Annotated in this window: 16 protein-coding genes; 11 read left to right on the top strand and 5 right to left on the bottom strand. The window is 44.4% G+C overall.

Going from position 1 to position 17,089, the window contains the following annotated elements; translation table 11 throughout:
- Positions 1 to 81 precede the first annotated feature (81 nt).
- Positions 82 to 1,080 (bottom strand): substrate-binding domain-containing protein, encoded by a 999-nt coding sequence (locus AB4585_RS07010; protein WP_017066816.1) that lies wholly within the window; start codon positions 1,078 to 1,080, stop codon positions 82 to 84.
- Between the two features lie 197 nt (positions 1,081 to 1,277).
- Between AB4585_RS07010 and AB4585_RS07005 the strand changes: the two genes are divergently transcribed.
- On the top strand, positions 1,278 to 1,610 hold the full coding sequence (locus tag AB4585_RS07005) for a tRNA-binding protein (RefSeq protein WP_017060796.1): 333 nt from the start codon (positions 1,278 to 1,280) through the stop codon (positions 1,608 to 1,610).
- 46 nt (positions 1,611 to 1,656) lie between these two features.
- Here AB4585_RS07005 and AB4585_RS07000 read toward each other — a convergent pair whose 3' ends face one another.
- Positions 1,657 to 2,211, bottom strand: a complete 555-nt coding sequence (locus AB4585_RS07000; RefSeq protein WP_017060795.1) for a gamma-glutamylcyclotransferase family protein — start codon at positions 2,209 to 2,211, stop codon at positions 1,657 to 1,659.
- Positions 2,212 to 2,499: 288 nt separating this feature from the next.
- Between AB4585_RS07000 and AB4585_RS06995 the strand changes: the two genes are divergently transcribed.
- The gene (locus AB4585_RS06995; RefSeq protein WP_050619970.1) at positions 2,500 to 3,684 is read left to right on the top strand and encodes an NnrS family protein; all 1,185 of its coding nucleotides are present in this window, start codon (positions 2,500 to 2,502) and stop codon (positions 3,682 to 3,684) included.
- A 67-nt stretch (positions 3,685 to 3,751) separates the two neighbouring features.
- On the opposite strand, the gene AB4585_RS06990 is transcribed toward AB4585_RS06995, so the two are convergent.
- Complete coding sequence (locus tag AB4585_RS06990; RefSeq protein ID WP_017060793.1) at positions 3,752 to 4,759, bottom strand: adenosine deaminase; 1,008 nt, start codon at positions 4,757 to 4,759, stop codon at positions 3,752 to 3,754.
- A 354-nt stretch (positions 4,760 to 5,113) separates the two neighbouring features.
- Between AB4585_RS06990 and AB4585_RS06985 the strand changes: the two genes are divergently transcribed.
- Positions 5,114 to 5,431 (top strand): DUF3622 domain-containing protein, encoded by a 318-nt coding sequence (locus AB4585_RS06985; protein WP_017069509.1) that lies wholly within the window; start codon positions 5,114 to 5,116, stop codon positions 5,429 to 5,431.
- Between the two features lie 202 nt (positions 5,432 to 5,633).
- Here AB4585_RS06985 and AB4585_RS06980 read toward each other — a convergent pair whose 3' ends face one another.
- Complete coding sequence (locus tag AB4585_RS06980; RefSeq protein ID WP_017060792.1) at positions 5,634 to 6,680, bottom strand: succinylglutamate desuccinylase/aspartoacylase family protein; 1,047 nt, start codon at positions 6,678 to 6,680, stop codon at positions 5,634 to 5,636.
- 271 nt (positions 6,681 to 6,951) lie between these two features.
- On the opposite strand from AB4585_RS06980, the gene AB4585_RS06975 reads away from it, so the two are divergent.
- Positions 6,952 to 7,491, top strand: a complete 540-nt coding sequence (locus tag AB4585_RS06975) for a DUF3332 domain-containing protein (protein WP_017070352.1) — start codon at positions 6,952 to 6,954, stop codon at positions 7,489 to 7,491.
- Between the two features lie 138 nt (positions 7,492 to 7,629).
- Here AB4585_RS06975 and AB4585_RS06970 read toward each other — a convergent pair whose 3' ends face one another.
- Positions 7,630 to 9,102, bottom strand: coding sequence for an aminoacyl-histidine dipeptidase (locus tag AB4585_RS06970; RefSeq protein ID WP_017060790.1), 1,473 nt, complete (start codon positions 9,100 to 9,102; stop codon positions 7,630 to 7,632).
- Positions 9,103 to 10,165: 1,063 nt separating this feature from the next.
- Between AB4585_RS06970 and AB4585_RS06965 the strand changes: the two genes are divergently transcribed.
- From AB4585_RS06965 to nrdR, 7 genes are all read left to right on the top strand, one after another.
- Positions 10,166 to 11,455: an NCS2 family permease gene (locus AB4585_RS06965; RefSeq protein WP_017060789.1), complete on the top strand. Its 1,290-nt coding sequence runs from the start codon at positions 10,166 to 10,168 to the stop codon at positions 11,453 to 11,455.
- 84 nt (positions 11,456 to 11,539) lie between these two features.
- Positions 11,540 to 12,004, top strand: a complete 465-nt coding sequence (gene tet(34), locus AB4585_RS06960; RefSeq protein ID WP_009847475.1) for an oxytetracycline resistance phosphoribosyltransferase domain-containing protein Tet(34) — start codon at positions 11,540 to 11,542, stop codon at positions 12,002 to 12,004.
- An 89-nt stretch (positions 12,005 to 12,093) separates the two neighbouring features.
- Positions 12,094 to 13,347 (top strand): esterase FrsA, encoded by a 1,254-nt coding sequence (gene frsA / locus AB4585_RS06955; RefSeq protein ID WP_372169453.1) that lies wholly within the window; start codon positions 12,094 to 12,096, stop codon positions 13,345 to 13,347.
- Between the two features lie 144 nt (positions 13,348 to 13,491).
- Positions 13,492 to 13,881 (top strand): sigma factor-binding protein Crl, encoded by a 390-nt coding sequence (crl, locus tag AB4585_RS06950; protein WP_017060787.1) that lies wholly within the window; start codon positions 13,492 to 13,494, stop codon positions 13,879 to 13,881.
- Positions 13,882 to 13,957: 76 nt separating this feature from the next.
- Positions 13,958 to 15,142: a glutamate 5-kinase gene (gene proB, locus AB4585_RS06945; protein WP_012604650.1), complete on the top strand. Its 1,185-nt coding sequence runs from the start codon at positions 13,958 to 13,960 to the stop codon at positions 15,140 to 15,142.
- A gap of 66 nt (positions 15,143 to 15,208) precedes the next feature.
- Positions 15,209 to 16,459 carry a glutamate-5-semialdehyde dehydrogenase gene (locus AB4585_RS06940; protein WP_017060786.1) on the top strand — a complete coding sequence of 417 codons (1,251 nt, stop codon included), beginning with the start codon at positions 15,209 to 15,211 and terminating at the stop codon, positions 16,457 to 16,459.
- A 156-nt stretch (positions 16,460 to 16,615) separates the two neighbouring features.
- Positions 16,616 to 17,065, top strand: a complete 450-nt coding sequence (gene nrdR, locus AB4585_RS06935; RefSeq protein WP_004734394.1) for a transcriptional regulator NrdR — start codon at positions 16,616 to 16,618, stop codon at positions 17,063 to 17,065.
- Positions 17,066 to 17,089 lie beyond the last annotated feature (24 nt).

The following is a 17,089-nucleotide window of genomic DNA, read 5'->3' as shown; positions in this document are numbered from 1 at the left end:
CTGAGTAAGGTAGGAAAGCCCTAACAGAAGCGATTCTGTTAGGGCTTTTTTTTGTTTATTGCTTGATGAGTCGACCAGAACCTAGACTTTCTCTACCGAATTACGGCGTACCAGAGTTGGAGAGAACATCATTGGTTCAGTTGAGGTGTTTTCACCTTTGGCTAAGTGCAACGCGAGTCGTGTCGCTTTCTCTGCCATCATCTGAATCGGGTAGCGAATAGTGGTGAGCTTTGGATGAACATAGCGGGCAATCAAACCATCATCGAAACCGATGATCGACATTTTGTCTGGCGCTTGAATACCGTTTTCATCAAGGACAGACAAAGCACCAGCTGCCATGTAATCGTTGTACGCCACAATGCCAGTGATTGGCAGTGACTTAGTCAGAAGGTTAGTCATGGCGTATTCGCCACCGTCACTGGTCGGCGCTGAGTATTCAATATAGCTGTCAGAGAGCGCTATTTTGTAATCTGAGAGTGCCGCTAAGTAACCTTGGATACGCTCATCGGCATCTTCAATGCTATGCGATGAGGCGATACAGGCAATGTTCTTATGGCCATGGCGGATCAGATATTCCGTCGCAAGATACGCACCTTTTTTGTTGTCTAAGAAAATACAGTGGTTGGCAATCTCAGCAATATAACGGTTGATCAGTACTAAGCCTTTGACCTCTTTTGCATAGGCAATCAGTTCTTCGTCGGTGAGGCCTTTAGAGTGGATCACCAGGGCGTCACAACGGCTGTTAATCAGCAATTCAATCGCTTGTCTCTCTTCTTCACGATCGTGCGAGCCATTACCGACAAGGATATGTTTTCCGTTCTCACGAGCGACATTGTCGACAGCCTTAACCAGCGTGCCAAAAAAGGGATCGGAGATGTCACCGACCAATACACCAACAGTGTTCGTGCTTTGGCTTACCAGCGCTCGAGCATTGGCATTCGGTCGATAGCCAAGTTTAGACATCGCTTTAGTTACAGACTCTACCGAGCTTGCACTCGCCTTGGGAGACTTGTTGATCACTCGAGATACGGTTGCAACAGAAACACCAGCTTCCTTTGCTACATCTTTAATTGTTGCCATTTTTAACCTCTATACATTGCTTCATCTATTTAACACCGACAATGATAGTAAGGCAACGAAACTCTCATTTTACTTCCAGTAATGAGATCTTTACCGCTTGTAATTATTAGGCTTAATGCTAGTGTAAACATTTACATTTTACTTAATTTTAGTAAATGATTTAATGAGTGAAAATAAACCAATATAGGAAGTGAGAAATGGATACTGTCTCTTATGGTGACTTTGCTAAGTTAGAAATGCGTGTGGGTAAGATCATTGAGGTTGTGCGTCATGAAAACGCCGACAAGCTTTACATAGTGCAAGTGGATGTTGGTGACAAGACACTGCAAACGGTGACCAGCCTAGTCCCTTACTACACAGAAGAAGAGTTGATGGGTAAGCAGGTTGTTGTTTTGTGCAATCTAGCGAAGGCGAAGATGAGAGGCCACACTTCTGAGTGCATGTTGCTTTGTGCAGAAACGGAAGATGAATCTGAAAGTGTATTGCTAACACCTGAACGTGCGATGCCAGCAGGTATTCGTGTCGTTTAAGCTCACTTTAGGTTGGTGAGTCAATGTGTTCACCAACCTAAATCAACTAGCTGCGTACAGTTAGTATCAAGCCATCAATCACACTGTGATGGTGATCGGAAACCCCAGCAAGGTTGCCGTATTTAGGCTGGTGGCGATCATTTTCTAATGGGTGATGCCAACCTTGTGTGTGTTTAACGAAGTGCGCCGCAAAGCTTTCAGACACCTCTAAACATCCTGCTAATACAGTATCGACGTAGGTTTGAACGATAGGGCTGTTTTCGCAAGGTGCTTCAATCTCGTCTTTGATGTAAACCCAGATCGGTTGATCCTGTTTGAATTCATCTTGGCTTTCTATCTGAGAGGCCTTTAATTCGATACGGTGATAACCACGCTCACGGCGATCAAACTCAGCCAGTGCAATATCATCCACCTCAAGCAACACACCATTCACTTGTCCTTCGCCGAGATTGACGATCAAAGGGGATAAGACATAGCTGTCATCGATCTTGCTCCAATGGCGAATCAAGCCATGAACAATCGCAGGGATCGCTTGCCCTGTCTGACCGGTAAGCTGACGTGAAGATGAGTTGATTAAACTGCCATAACCAAAAATATACATCGCATTCCTTGTCTGAGTTGTTCCATTTAAGTCTAGTCTTACTATATGTGGCGAGATACCAAAAGTCAGTAAGTTTCTATTTATACATGTATGTGTCTTTATGACTCTTTTGGTTGTGTTTTTCTGACTTATTTATTGGCTATTGAATCTCGTGAGTCGCTGTTTTTACTGGTTTTATCTAATTGGCGCGTTTCATGCAATGTGATCTGCATATTGCATCGGATTTGATGCACACAAAATTTGGTTTAGGTAATACCTTGGCCGCTTATCTGAGAATTAGGAGCGAGTTTGTTAAATATCACAGATAAAAGTGTAGAAGACGCGATTCCAGCCTACCTGCGTTTAGGCTTTCGACCTTTCTTCTTTTTAGGCAGTCTCTATGCAGTGATCGCGATTGTCGCTTGGGTCATCATGTTCCAAAACGGTCAGCCTGAGATTTTAAAAGTTCCCGCACTGTGGTGGCACGTGCATGAGATGCTGTTTGGTTTCTCAATGGCGATAGTGGTCGGTTTTGTGTTAACGGCAGTACAAACGTGGACGGGTGTCAATGGCACCAAGCATTATCGATTAGCTGCGCTAGTCGGTTTGTGGCTCGCACCTCGTATTCTGTTTTGGACACCCGCTCCGTTATGGCTGATCTCGTCGGTTGAGGCGCTGTTCTTAATCTTCGCCGCCTACGAAATTGGTTTCCGAGTCGTGAAGTCGAAAGGCTGGAAGAATCTATTCTTTGTGCCACTGTTTATATTGGCTATCGTGGCGAACTTTGCTAGTTACGCGACCATTAAGGGGATGCCTCCATTCCCATCGTCTGCAGTTTGGCAGGCTATGTTGTGGTGGTTTACCTTGCTCTTATCAGTGATGGGTGGGCGAGTAATCCCATTCTTCACAGCGCGTCGTTTTGATTTCGAAAAAGCGCAGCCCTTGGTTTGGTTGGAATGGTTAGCCAATCTACCTTTGGTTGGCTTATTTGTGTTGAGCTTCTTCCCATTGACCTTTGCTCAAGTCGGCAATGAGTTGATGGTATTTGCAGGTGTGACACAGTTGGTGCGCTTTATCCGCTGGAAGCCTTGGACAACACTATCAGAACCCTTGGTGTGGTCGCTGCATGCGGCTTACCTATGTATCCCTCTCAGCTTGCTGTTACGCGGTTTGCTAGATAACCCGTTCGCGAGCCATAACATGCTGCACCTGTTTGCGATTGGCGGTTTGAGTGGGTTAATTCTGGCGATGATCACGCGCGTGACAATGGGACATACTGGCCGTGCTATCTATAAAGGGCCAAGTATGGCTTTGGCGTTCTCGGCTATATTTATCGCGGCACTCGTTCGTAGTTTAGGTGTGACATTCTTCCCGGCGTATTTATTTGAGATGGTCAACATCAGCGCCGGTTTATGGACGTTAGCGTTCGGGCTGTTTATCTGGAAGTTCGGCATGATGCTGTTAACGCCAAGAGTGGATGGTCACCCGGGCTAAGCCAATTAATTATCAATTGATACAGAAAGGGAAGCTCAGAGCTTCCCTTTTTGATCTTGATAACTCATTAAGTATTCGCAGCAAGATATTGACGTACCTGTGTGATGAGATCTTCCTTGGCGTGAGGCGAGATGAAACTGGCTTCGATGGCATTAATACTGAATTGTGCTAATTCGTTTTTCGTCAGTGGATGAGCATTGGCGACCGCGAGGAAGTTATCATTCATATAGCCGCCGAAGTAAGCCGGATCATCGGAATTGATGGTGACGCACAGCCCTTTTCTCAGCAACTCGACGATGTTGTGCTCTTGCATGGTCTCAAACACCTTGAGCTTGGTATTCGATAGCGGGCAGACTGTTAGAGGTGTGCGTTTTGCTATTAGCTGTTCCATCAGATCCTCATCTTCTACACAGCGAACGCCATGATCAATTCGGGTAATGCCTAATAAGCTCAATGCGTCGATAATATTTTGTGCTGGGCCTTCTTCTCCGGCGTGCGCTACGGTCAGGAACCCTTGGTTGATCGCCTCTTGAAAGACATGTTTAAACTTCTCCGGCGGGTTGCCTTGCTCTGATGAATCTAGTCCAACGGCAATAATCTTATCTTTAAAGGGAAGGGCTTGTTTAAGCGTTTCAAAAGCGCTGTCTTCATCAAGATGGCGCAGAAAGCACATGATCAGTTGGCTGCTGATACCAAGCTCTTGCTCCACTTGATTCAAAGCTCGAGTAATCCCGCCAACGATGACTTCAAAGTCAATGCCGCGTTCAGTGTGAGTCTGAGGGTCGAAGAAGATCTCAGTATGAACCACATTATCTTGCTGACACTTCAACAGATAAGCCCACGTCAGGTCGTAGAAATCTTGTTCATGAATCAGTACGTTTGCACCTTGGTAATAGATATCGAGAAAGGATTGAAGATTGTGGAACTGGTACGCGTCTCGAACTTGGTCTGGGGTCTCAAAGGGAATCGACAGGTTATTACGCTTGGCGAGTTGGAACATCAGCTCTGGCTCTAATGTGCCTTCTATATGTAAGTGCAGCTCAACTTTGGGTAAATTTTTGATGAAGCTATCCATAGCAACTCCTTAGCTATTTTAATTATGAGCGGAGTAGGTGAGACAGTAGAGTCTATAAACCTGAGCAAGCAGGTATCTCTTTCATTTATCTCTGTTTGAGCATAGTTCATTTCATTGTTATCGATAAAATAGGATAGAAGTTGATGGTGAACCGAGAGTTATGAACCGATTGAAATTAGGCGCAAACGATTTGCAGCATTGGAGTGTGATCCGCTGCAAATATTTGCAGCAATATTCATTGATTTGTGCTCTAATACCGCGCTTACCAAGGGATGGTGTTAAAAGATGCTCACTTAGATGGAGTTATCAAAGTTGACCGATCCCTTAATGATCTCCCTTAGGAAAAAATAGAACATGTCTAAGAACAAAAAATTTGATATCCGCCTTACAGAAAAACGCAACGGTTGGTGTGCAGAGATTACTCGTCAAGTAACGTCTCGCAGCACTACAGTATCTAAGCGTGAGTCTGGTTTCGAAACTGAAGCTCTAGCACAAGAGTGGGCAGAGAAAGAGCTAGCATCTTTCATCGCTAACCAAGCTGAACGTAACGAGCGTAAATCAGAGCAACGTAAAGAGCGTGACGAACTACGTCACACTAAAGAGCTTAAAGCTGAGCAAGCACGTGAAGCGCGCGCTAAAGCTCGTGCAGAAGAGCAACAAGACGCTGAATAATTCAGTGCATGACTAATTTATAGATCCCTTAATTTTAAGATAAGGGATTTGTGAAAAAAAAGCCCCGATACAACTTTTTTCTTTCGAGTTAAAAGTGTTTTGGGGCTTTTTAGTTTGTGGAGTTCTGTTTTATTGTGTTTAAGAGCTCGGTTTGGCTTCTCGCTTTTAACGTCGAGCTCTTAAACTGTTAAGCATTGTCTGATCAGTTATTCAGTGCAGTTAGCCAATCGTCTTCTGCCACTTCTTCAATGTAGCTTTCTACTGATTGTCCTACTTCTTCATCGTCTTGCTTGAAGTAAGCGATGTGGAACACAGCATCACCTTCGTTGACCAAAGGCAGAGTTTGCTGACCAATCACGATACCGCCTTTGGTTGTGATCACTTGGCCTTCTTGGTGACCCAATGGAGAGCTGATGTAAGCAAGGGTTTGTCCTGCTTCAACCTGTTCGCCAAGTCTTACCATGTTACGCAAAATACCGTCTGATTCAGCGCGGATCCAGCTGGTGGATTTACTCAATACTGGCTCTGGTAACTTCTTACGGTTAGGGCGCAGCATGCCGATTTCTTTCATCACTTGATGCACGCCAAGGTAACCCGCACGAATCGCGAGGTGATCAAAACGCAGCGCTTCACCACCTTCGTAAGTTAATACAGGAATACCCAGTTTTTCCGCTTCGCTACGCAGTGAACCGTCGCGCAGTGGAGAATCAATAATCACGGGTGTTGCGAACGCTTTTGCGATGCGCAGTGTCTCAGGGTTCGATAGGTTTGCACGAATCTGTGGCAGATTGGTACGGTGAATCGCGCCCGTGTGTAGATCCAGAATGTAATCACAGTGCTTTGCCACGTTCTCAAAGAAGGTGTAAGCGATACGTGATGTTAACGATCCTTTCTCACTGCCAGGGAAGCAACGGTTTAGGTCACGACGGTCTGGTAGGTAACGAGATTTATGGATAAAGCCAAATACGTTAACGATAGGCACAACAATTAATGTCCCTTTCAGTTTCTTTGGATCAATCGCATTGGTCAGTTGTCGTGCAATCTCAACACCGTTTAGCTCATCGCCGTGGATAGCCGCATTTACCATCAGTGTTGGGCCTGCTTGGCGACCGTGAATAATTTCAATCGGGATCGAAAGTGGAGAATGCGTGTAAAGCTGAGCCGCTTGCAGTTCAATCTCCATTCGCTGTCCTGGCTGAACAGTATAACCAAGTAATTCGAATGGTTGATTAGGTTTTAGTCTTGCCATTTAGGTTGTTCTCAACATGGTGATAATTCGTTAACACGGAATGTAGCAATCGTTGATTTTTAGTACGAATCAATCGCTTTACGGTGACGACAAAAGTTTTTTATGAAGGGGCTTCTGAATTGGTTTCAGTTTTTTATCTGGCTAATTGAAGGGTGTTTAAAATTTTGAATTTTCTGACAATACATTAACTTAGAGCTGATATTTGTCATTCAGTTCGTTGGTATTATCCACCGCCATTTTTTGGCGGCCAAATTCAAATATTGAGATCAAAATGAAAAAAACAATTTCAAAAGTTGTAGCACTAGCGGTGGTATCTGTTGCTTTATCTGGCTGTGTTGGTAGCAACGCAGTAACGGGTTACCTAATGAAGTTCAACATCAAGGCTGTTGATAACCGTTACGCTCGTGGTGGTTTGAACATGCTATTTGCACCTGCATACGGTCTAACAGTTGCTGCCGATTACCTAGTATTCAACTCACTAGAGTTCTGGACTGGTAGCAACCCACTAACAGGTGCTCCGCACATCTTTGATACTAAGACTGATACTTACCTAGACATCAACCACCAACTTGATCCGTCTCTAACGGAAGCGCCAGTGGGTCCTATCACGAGTGCAGATGTGATCGAAAAAGGTCAAATGCAGCAGATTGATGAAAACACGATCCAAATGGACATTACTTACCAGTCTGGTGAGCGTGCGACGTTAATCGGTGTTCGTGATGGCGAGATGGTGACGTACTTCATCGATGGCGAAGTTGTGGCACAAACTTCAATTGATGAGCTAGAAAGCTACGCGGCTTCACGCGCTTAATTGTTTATTTAGTCACAAGTAGTAGCTACAAAGATTAGATACAAAAACAGGTACTCATTGAGTACCTGTTTTATTTTGTCTCAGATAAACGGTGTTTACTGTAAAACACCATTTACTGAACAAACATAGCTTATCGAATTAAGCTTTTTCTGGGATCGCTTCAAGCAATGCAACCATTTGGTTCCAGAATAGCTCAACGGTGTCGATCTTCACTTTCTCATCAGGAGAGTGCGGAAACTTGATGGTTGGGCCGAAAGAAACCATATCCATGTTCGGGTAAGGTTCTTTGAATAGACCACACTCAAGACCAGCATGGATAACCATGATGTTTGGCTTGTGACCGTAGATACCTTCGTACATGTCGCGGAAGATATGCATGATTTCTGAATCTGCGTCTGGTTTCCAACCTGGGTAAGCACCAGAGAACGCGATGTTAGCGCCTGCTAGTTCAGCAACAGAGTGAAGCATGCTTTCTACTTGGCTACGACCTGAATCGATAAGAGAGCGGATCAGGCAAAGTACTGTGATTGAGTTCTCTTCTGTTGTGATAACACCTACGTTTAGAGACGTTTCCACAACACCTTCAATCTCGTCACTCATACGAATCACGCCGTTTGGACATGCGTTAAGTGCAGCGATAAAGCGAGCTTGGTCTGCTGACGCAAGTGCGCCCATTTCTACAGAAGCTTCTTCATTGAAAGTCACGATGCTGTCTTCTACTTTACCTAGCTCTGTTGAAAGCAGCTCAGTGTAGTAGTTGTATAGTGAAGCCAGTTTTTCTTGGTTTGCCGCAGGAACAGCAACCGTTACGAAACCTTCACGAGGGATCGCGTTACGAAGGCTACCACCTTTGAATTCGACGATGCGAAGGTCTAGCTCTTTTGCGTGACCCGCTAGGAAGCGAGCAAGCAGTTTGTTTGCGTTTGCACGACCTGTGTGGATGTCACAACCAGAGTGACCGCCTTTTAGGCCTTTTAGCGTTAGCTTACGTGTTACGAAGTCAGCTGGAATCGCATTACGAGCAATTTCAAATGTCATTGCGCCGTCGATACCGCCAGCACAACCCATGTACACTTCGCCTTCTTGCTCTGAATCGGTGTTAAGAAGGATATCGCCTTCTAACCAACCCGCTTCAAGACCGAAAGCACCAGTCATGCCTGCTTCTTCATCTACTGTTAGTAGAACTTCGATAGGGCCGTGCTGGATTTCGTTTGAAGCAAGAACCGCTAGGCAAGAAGCCATGCCCATGCCGTTATCAGCGCCAAGCGTTGTGCCTTTAGCTGTAACCCACTCACCATCAATGTATGGTTGAATTGGATCTTTAGCAAAGTCATGAACTGTGTCTTCGTTCTTTTGTGGAACCATATCGATGTGAGCTTGTAGCACTACACCTTTTTTGTTTTCCATACCCGCCGTTGCTGGCTTTTTGATGAATACGTTCCCCGTTGGGTCACGACGTACATCTAGGCCTTGCTCTGTTGCCCAAGCAATAATGTATTGAGCAAGCTCTTCTTCATGCTTAGAAGGGTGTGGGATTGAGCAAATCTTATCGAAGAACTGCCAGATAGGGGCAGGGGATAATTTACTGATCTCAGAATGGAATTCAGACACGGATGACTCCTTTTTTATTTAATAACCATATATTTAGGTTTTGTATGGGGAAAAACCTAGAACAAAAATCTAAAATATGGGTCTGTTTTGATGGCAACAGCATACCACTTGAGCGTTTTGACGAGTAGCGGTTCTAAACCTCAAATAGCTCAAATTTTGAAAGCGATCTTGTCCATCTGATTACAGCTAAGCGCCTTGATGCTTATAAATGGAGTAGGCAAACGTTTGTTTAATTCTATTTTGTAATTTTATTACAAAATAAGTTTGCAAAATAACCGTAAATGGCCAAAAATGTGACGTATAGCAAAAAATACTTGTAATCTTTTTTCTTTAGGGTATATTAATAACCAACTTCTGAGGTGAAGAGTAAATGCTCAAAGGATGAGTCCGTTTTATCGCCTCCAAGGAACCGAGAAATCAAATTCGTTTTTTATTGATTTATTAAGGTGATAGTTATGAAAGGTTTACCATCTGCAATGTTCTGGATTAACAGCTCTGTTTACACTAGCAACTTTGCATACCCTACAAGCTTTGGTTACTAATACCGTAAGCATGTAACTCGAACAGTTTTGTTCACCCCTATATATTGGAATTCTTTTACAGCCCTTTTGGTTGACAGATTCTACCGCCACTCAGTTTTGAGTGGCGTTTTTTTTGCCTGCTACTTTTCCAAACCGCTTTCGCTTGTCACTTTCCTTGCTGTTCTGCGTGGTTGTTTTTTAAACGCCGAAATATCAATTTGCGCCTTATTACTGATCCTGTTGAAAAATACATAACTATTGTGAGTTTGAATTCAGAATTTACTGGCTAGATTATCAATGAAAATAACCGATGGTAGAAAAAACAACCAACTAGTTTTAGTGAGTCTATTGTTGTTAATTGTTTGTTTTTAATGGTTATTTATCGATGATATCTTCATTTTTAATCGCTTTGTTTCATACGGCATTCTGATAAATATCGATTAGAGCCTTAATTCTATCTGGAATTTGTTATTTGATAACTTTATAATCCACAGCCAATCGATTACGCAACCGTTTACTTTTTACCCTTATAGGATTCGATAATGTTCGAAAAGCTATTCAAACTCAGTGAAAATGGCACCAATGTGCGCACTGAAATCATCGCAGGTCTAACAACCTTCCTAACAATGGCTTACATCATTTTTGTAAACCCAATGATTCTAGCTGATGCTGGTATGGACCATGGCGCTGTATTTGTAGCAACCTGTTTAGCGGCTGCTATTGGCTGTTTCATCATGGGCTTTGTTGCTAACTACCCAATTGCTCAAGCTCCAGGCATGGGTTTGAACGCATTCTTTACCTACGCTGTTGTAATGGGTATGGGTTATACGTGGCAAGTTGCTCTGGCAGCGGTTTTCGTATCAGGCGTAATCTTCATCTTCTTAAGCATCTTTAAGATCCGTGAATGGATTATCAACTCGATCCCTATGTCTCTGCGTGTTGGTATCTCTGCAGGTATCGGTCTTTTCCTAGCGTTTATTGCGCTTAGCAATGCAGGCATCGTTGTTTCTAACCCAGCAACTAAAGTTTCACTGGGCGACATTACCGCGATTGCTCCTATCCTAGGCTCACTTGGTTTCTTCCTAACGATTGCTCTTGTTCACCGTGGCGTGAAAGGGGCAGTAATGATTGCGATTCTAGCTATCACAGCTCTTGGCATTGTTATTGGTGACGTTCAATACGGCGGCATCATGTCTACACCACCAAGCCTTGCTCCTACATTCATGCAGCTTGATTTCTCTGCTGTATTTGAAATCGGTATGATTTCAGTGGTATTCGCGTTCTTGTTCGTCGATTTGTTCGATACAGCGGGTACTCTGGTTGGTGTTGCAACGAAAGCAAACCTAATCAAAGAAGACGGCAAACTACCTCGCTTGAACAAAGCACTGCTTGCTGACTCTACAGCAACATCTATTGGTGCACTGCTAGGTACATCAAATACTACTTCTTATGTTGAGAGTGTTGCGGGTGTTGCTGAAGGCGGCCGTACCGGTCTAACGGCTGTTGTTGTTGGTATCTTATTCCTACTGGCTCTTTTCTTCTCGCCACTTGCAGGTATGATTCCGGCTTACGCAACATCAGGTGCACTTTTCTATGTAGCAATTCTGATGATGTCTGGCCTAGTTGGCATTGATTGGCGTGATCTTACGGAAGCAGCACCAGTCGTGGTAACATGTCTGCTTATGCCGCTGACGTACTCTATCGCTGAGGGTATCTCACTAGGTTTCATCGCTTACGCTGCAATTAAGCTGCTAAGTGGTAAAGGTCGCGACGTTTCACCTGCTGTGTGGGTAATGTCGGCTATCTTTATTCTTAAATACATTTTCGCTTAATCGTCTAGATTTCTGCTTAATCGCTGAAGAGGCTATGTTTGAAATAGCCTCTAATAACATGACAAAATTATTAGGTTTTATACTATGAGCAACAAATTCGTTATCACTTGGGACAACATGCAGACTTACTGCCGTCAACTTGCTGAAAAGCAAATGCCAGCAGAGCAGTGGAAAGGCATCTGGGCAGTAAGCCGTGGTGGTTTGGTTCCTGGTGCAATCTTGGCTCGTGAGCTAGGTATTCGTCACGTAGATACGATTTGTATTTCTAGCTACGACCACGATCACCAACGTGATATGACAGTAGTTAAAGCACCTGAAGGTGACGGCGAAGGCTTCCTAATCGTTGAAGACTTGGTTGATAGTGGTGACACTGCACGTAAGCTTCGCGAAATGTACCCTAAAGCGAAACTGATCGCTGTATGTGCAAAACCATCTGGCGCTGATTTGCTAGACGAGTACATTGTTGATATCGCTCAAGACACATGGATTGAGCAACCTTGGGATACTAGCCTAAGCTACGTAGAGCCAGTAAATCGCAAGTCAAAATAAGCGTAAACTTAGTTTTTTGAGAAATGACCCTTTATAGGGTCATTTTTTTTTATATTATTAGTGACAACCATTTCTTATTAAGTATCCCAATGTCTGAACCAGAAAAAACGAGCTCGAACCTTTCGGAAACTTTGTTTGTAAAGCACAAGCAAGCGAAAGAGACCTCAATGTTGACACAATACATGCCAAGCTCTGAAGCGCTATTGGATGAGAAACGTGAACAGCAAAACTCATCATGGTATCGAAACCTAAGACGTCTTCAGTGGGTATGGCAAGGCGTTAATCCAATAGAGCAGGAAGCGGTATTGGCTCGCATCGCGTCATCAGATAACTCTCGTACAACCGATGAGTGGCTTGATACGGTCATGGGTTACCGAAGTGGTAACTGGGCATACGAATGGACCAAGCTGGGTATGCAGCATCAAAATCGTTCTAATGAGAAGAATGGTGAAGAGATGGCTGAAGAGCTATTTTCCGCATCGTTGTGCTTCAGTATTGCGGGTTACCCACACCTCAAGAACGACAACTTGGCAGCTCAGGCTCAAGTGTTGGCCAACGCAGCGTATTCTGAAGCGATCAAGCACACTAAGTTGATCGTCAAGCAGATTGATATTCCATACCAAAACAAGAAGATCAAAGCGAACTTGCATCTAACCAAGACAGATAAACCACAACCGGTTGTGATTGTCAGCGCGGGTCTAGATAGCTTGCAAACCGATATGTGGCGCCTGTTTAGGGATTATTTAGCACCTAAGAACATTGCTATGTTAACGGTAGACATGCCATCAATAGGGCACAGTGCACATTGGCCGTTAACAGAAGACTCATCTTGTCTTCACCAAGCAGTGCTGAATGAATTGCCTAACATCCCATGGGTCGATCACCACAAAGTCGGCTTGTTTGGTTTCCGCTTCGGTGGCAATGCGATGGTGAGATTATCTTTCCTCGAGCAACATAAGATTAAAGCGTGTATTTCTTTAGGCGCGCCAATTCACGATATCTTTGTTCATGCAGACAAACTTAAGCAGATGCCTAAAATGCATCTAGATGTGTTGGCTTCGCGCCTTGGTAAAGGGGCGGTCGATATCAATAGCCTTTCTGGGCAGTTGATGGCGTGGTCACTCAAGGTACAAGGTTTGCTGTCAAACAGTAAAACCAGTGTTCCTATCTTGGCATTGGCTCTGGAAGGCGACCCGGTTTCACCGCCAATGGATAATCAACTGGTTGCTATTTACAGTGATTACGGAAAAGCGAAGAAAATCAAAGCTAAGTCAATTACACAAGGTTATGAGCAATCCCTCGAATTGGCGATAAAGTGGCTTGAGGATGAATTATTTAGATGACATTTCTCCTAAATTAGTTAAGCATGAAAAATGTACAAACTAAGTACCTGATACTCAGAGGTCATTTATAAAATCCAAATGCGTAGTTTCTACGTATAACAGTCTGAGTAACGTCATTCTTAACATTGAAAATGGAGATTCAATATGTCAGAAGTGACACAACAACCTACGCATTACCGCTTGTTGAATGTTTTAAAGGCGATCGGGCCTTACTTAAGGGAACCGCAATCAGAAGAAGGCCACTATATCTTTGATTGCTTGTCTGTATGTGTGAACGATAAAAAATCACCAGAAGAACGCGAGTTCTGGGGCTGGTGGCTGGAATTGGATAAGTCGGAAGAGGGATATTCGGCGAAGTACAATATCGGCAAGTACAACATCGATGGTAACTGGGATTCTTTGCCGTTACCTAAAAAGGCGGTCGCTGAGGTCTCTCGAACTCAAGAAGCCTTCCACAAGAAACTGGTTGATGAACTTCAAAGTAAGTTTGAAATCAGTATCCAATTAGACGAAGAGTCTGTCGAATTCGTCTAATTTTAAAGGTTACTCTTCTATATAAAGCAAAAAGGTGCGATTTCGCACCTTTTCTGCTTGTGAATTCCCCTTTTGATTGCTAAAACATCACCTCTTATTTGTTTTATCCATAAAAGACTTCATGACAACAAATCATCAAAGCGGGACAACAACACAGCGTAAAACTGTCGTTGTTAAACTGGGTACCAGTGTCTTAACTGGTGGAACATTGGCATTAGACCGCGCTCATATGGTTGAGCTGGTTCGTCAATGTGCTGAATTAAAAAAACAAGGCCACTCTGTGGTTATGGTTTCGTCTGGTGCAATTGCAGCAGGACGTGAGCACCTTGGTTACCCCGCACTTCCCAACTCAATGGCGAGCAAACAGTTGCTTGCGGCAGTTGGGCAAAGTCAGTTGATTCAAGTTTGGGAGTCTTTGTTTGCTATCTATGGCCTTAAGATTGGCCAGATGCTACTGACTCGTGCTGATCTCGATGATCGCGAGCGTTTTCTTAATGCACGTGACACGATCAACGCACTGGTTGAGCACGATATTATTCCGGTAGTAAACGAAAACGACGCAGTAGCAACCAACGAAATTAAAGTGGGCGACAATGATAACTTGTCGGCCTTAGTGGGTATTTTGTGCGGTGCTGATAAGCTTTTGCTACTAACAGACCAAAAAGGCCTGTTTACGGCTGACCCTCGTAAAGATCCAAATGCTGAGCTCATCAAAGAAGTGAAAACCATTGATGACACGCTGCGTAAGATCGCAGGTGGCAGCGGTACTACGTTGGGTACTGGCGGCATGGCGACAAAACTGCAGGCGGCTGACATTGCTCGTCGCGCAGGCATCGAAGTGATTATTGCTGCGGGCAGTGCTGAAAATGTGGTGTTTGATTCACTGAGTGATAACCCACAAGGCACACGTTTCTTGCCTTTAGCGGAAGCGCTTGAAAACCGTAAACGCTGGATTTTAGCGGGCCCTGCTTCAGCAGGTGACATCGTGGTTGACGACGGCGCAGTAAACGCAGTCAACACCAAAGGCAGCAGCTTGTTGGCGAAAGGGGTTGTTCGAGTTAAAGGCGAATTCTCTCGTGGTGAAGTTACCCAAGTCACAGACAGCAAAGGCAAAGTAATTGCGCGTGGTATCGCCAGTTATTCAAGCCAAGACCTAGCAAAAATTGCAGGCAAGCACAGTAAAGATATTGGCGACATCCTTGGATACGATTATGGGTCAGAAGTCATTCACCGTGACGACCTAGTTGTAATCCAAGAGTAGCTCGTGATGATAAGGTGAATCACCTTTTTGCATCCAAAGACAGACAGAATTTAGGGAGAGTTAAACGTGGATTTAACTAACATGGGTATCGCAGCAAAAGACGCTGCTTTCCACCTAGCGACCGCATCTACGGCGCAAAAGAATAAAGCATTGGCGATTATCGCTGATGAGCTAGAAGCAAACGCAACAACGATTTTAGAAGCGAACGCGAAAGACATCGAACTGGGTCGTGAAGCGGGTTTAACTGACGCACTGCTCGATCGTCTACTTCTTAACGAAGAGCGCTTAACCGGTATCGCTAACGATGTTCGTAACGTGATTAGCCTGAATGACCCAGTTGGCAGCGAAATTGACAGCAAAGTACTAGAAAACGGTATGTCACTGTCTCGCCGCCGCGTGCCACTTGGTGTGGTGGGTGTTATCTATGAAGCGCGTCCGAACGTAACCATCGATATTGCAGCTCTGTGTCTGAAGACAGGTAACGCAAGCATTCTACGTGGTGGTAAAGAGACGTTTTTCTCGAACATGGAACTGGTTAAGGTTATCCAGTCTGCATTAGAGAAAGCGGAGCTTCCAGCCGCTTCTGTTCAGTACATCGAGAAGCCTGATCGTGAACTCGTTTCTCAACTGCTTAAACTGGACGACTACGTGGATATGATCATTCCTCGTGGCGGCGCTGGTCTGCACAAGATGTGTAAAGAGAACAGCACCATCCCAGTAATCATCGGCGGCTTTGGTATCAGCCATATCTTCGTTGATGAAAGCGCTGATCTTGAGAAATCTGTCGATGTGGTCGAAAACTCAAAAGTTCAACGTCCATCAGCGTGTAACTCGTTAGATACACTGCTAGTGCATGAAGCGGTTGCTGAAGCTTTCCTAACTAAGCTGAAACAGCGTTTAGCCGGCAAGGTAACCTTAGTTGCTGATACCAGTGCAAAATCGCTGCTAGCGGGTTTTGAAGACCAACGTGATGCGGTTGAAGGCGACTTTGACACTGAATGGCTAAGCTACACGCTAGGCGTGAAAGTGGTAGCGGATGTGGCAGAAGCGATTGACCACATGCGTGTACACAACGCGAGTCATTCAGATGCGATCATGACCAATAGCTTAGAGAGCTCAGAGCGTTTCATTAACTCTGTTGGTTCTGCAGCGGTTTATGTGAATGCATCAACACGTTTCACTGATGGAGCACAGTTTGGTTTAGGTGCTGAAGTTGCCGTGTCTACTCAGAAATTGCATGCTCGCGGCCCAATGGGCTTAGAAGAGCTGACAAGCTACAAATGGGTAGGTAAAGCGAACTATTTAGTCCGCGGTTAACGCTGGTCGTTAATTTTACTCCTCAGCTCATTTTTGAAATGGCGGTCGAGTAGCAATAATCAATGAATCACCACACAAAAGGGCCTTAATTGGCCCTTTTTCTTTCCTAACGTTTGGCAATTCCGTTACACTGATATTCAATTATTTGGAGGTGATATGCATTGTCCTTTTTGTTCAGAGAACGACACTAAAGTAATCGATTCAAGACTGGTAGCCGATGGCCATCAGGTTCGTCGTCGCCGTCAATGCCTTGCATGTAGTGAACGTTTTACTACGTTCGAATCGGCAGAACTTGTGATGCCTAAAGTCATAAAGTCGAATGGAAACCGCGAACCATTTAATGAAGATAAAATGGTGGGTGGTGTACAGCGCGCCCTAGAAAAACGCCCAGTGAGTGCTGACGCGATTGAACTTGCGATCAGTACGATTAAGTCACAACTCCGTGCAACTGGTGAGCGTGAAGTACCAAGCGAGATGATTGGTAATCTTGTGATGGGCCAATTGAAAGAATTGGATAAAGTGGCGTACATTCGTTTTGCCTCTGTTTACCGCAGCTTTGAAGACATCCGAGAGTTTGGCGAAGAAATCGCTAAATTAGAGGATTAACTCCTCAATCATGTCAAACTTTAC

Origin of the sequence: Vibrio sp. 10N.222.49.C9, assembly GCF_041474985.1 — a bacterium.
Taxonomy (GTDB): domain Bacteria; phylum Pseudomonadota; class Gammaproteobacteria; order Enterobacterales; family Vibrionaceae; genus Vibrio; species Vibrio crassostreae_C.
This window is presented reverse-complemented; position numbering and strand designations above follow the sequence as displayed.

Coding starts and splice junctions, on each gene's coding strand:
- AB4585_RS06965 (WP_017060789.1), top strand. CDS start 10,166: ATGTTCGAAAAGCTATTCAAACTCAGTGAAAATGGCACCAATGTGCGC.
- AB4585_RS07000 (WP_017060795.1), bottom strand. CDS start 2,211: ATGTATATTTTTGGTTATGGCAGTTTAATCAACTCATCTTCACGTCAG.
- AB4585_RS06975 (WP_017070352.1), top strand. CDS start 6,952: ATGAAAAAAACAATTTCAAAAGTTGTAGCACTAGCGGTGGTATCTGTT.
- nrdR (WP_004734394.1), top strand. CDS start 16,616: ATGCATTGTCCTTTTTGTTCAGAGAACGACACTAAAGTAATCGATTCA.
- frsA (WP_372169453.1), top strand. CDS start 12,094: ATGTCTGAACCAGAAAAAACGAGCTCGAACCTTTCGGAAACTTTGTTT.
- crl (WP_017060787.1), top strand. CDS start 13,492: ATGTCAGAAGTGACACAACAACCTACGCATTACCGCTTGTTGAATGTT.
- AB4585_RS06980 (WP_017060792.1), bottom strand. CDS start 6,680: ATGGCAAGACTAAAACCTAATCAACCATTCGAATTACTTGGTTATACT.
- AB4585_RS06985 (WP_017069509.1), top strand. CDS start 5,114: ATGTCTAAGAACAAAAAATTTGATATCCGCCTTACAGAAAAACGCAAC.
- AB4585_RS06990 (WP_017060793.1), bottom strand. CDS start 4,759: ATGGATAGCTTCATCAAAAATTTACCCAAAGTTGAGCTGCACTTACAT.
- AB4585_RS07005 (WP_017060796.1), top strand. CDS start 1,278: ATGGATACTGTCTCTTATGGTGACTTTGCTAAGTTAGAAATGCGTGTG.
- AB4585_RS07010 (WP_017066816.1), bottom strand. CDS start 1,080: ATGGCAACAATTAAAGATGTAGCAAAGGAAGCTGGTGTTTCTGTTGCA.